The following is a 554-nucleotide window of genomic DNA, read 5'->3' as shown; positions in this document are numbered from 1 at the left end:
CGGTAAGCCGGTAGCGGCGGTCCGCCGCCGCGTTCGCGCCCTTGCAGCGCTCGCAGGGCGTCTCCTTGCGGCGGTGGTGGGCGCGGTAGCCGCGGGGCGTGCCGCACTCGACGCCGGGGCGTGTGCGGGTGCCGGGGCGAGCGAGTCGAGGCGTGGCCGGCACCACGTGCTCGGGGAACCAGGCCCGGAGCGTGTCCGTGGAACGGCCCACCCGAGCGGCCACCACGGAGTAGGGCACGTGGTGCTCGAACATGACCTGGGCCGCGTAGCGGGCCTCGTCGGCGGTGAGGGTCCAGCCCTTGCGGTCGCCGTTCATCGCCCGCTCCACGGCGATGGTGTCGATGAACACCAGGCCGTCGGAGGTGGCGAGCCAGATGGAGGGCGACGCGGTCTGCGGGAGTCGGATGGAACGCTGGTACTCAGTACGATCCGTCACAGGATCGGTTCCCTTCTGTGCGTCAGTCGGGAGTCGGTCTCAGGCCCCGTTTTCGGTGTTGCGCGCCGAAGCGGGGCCGCTTGCGTTCTCGCATCACCAAACTTAGGTACTCAAGTTC

At 70.2% G+C, this 554-nt stretch carries 1 protein-coding gene; it reads right to left on the bottom strand.

The window, feature by feature from the left end; translation table 11 throughout:
* Positions 1–436: hypothetical protein (locus tag IH48_RS33905; RefSeq protein ID WP_037844036.1), on the bottom strand; the 436-nt coding region annotated here is incomplete at its 3' end.
* Positions 437–554: the final 118 nt, after the last annotated feature.

Origin of the sequence: Streptomyces sp. NRRL F-5126 (genome assembly GCF_000721265.1) — a bacterium.
GTDB lineage: Bacteria > Actinomycetota > Actinomycetes > Streptomycetales > Streptomycetaceae > Streptomyces.
This window is presented reverse-complemented; position numbering and strand designations above follow the sequence as displayed.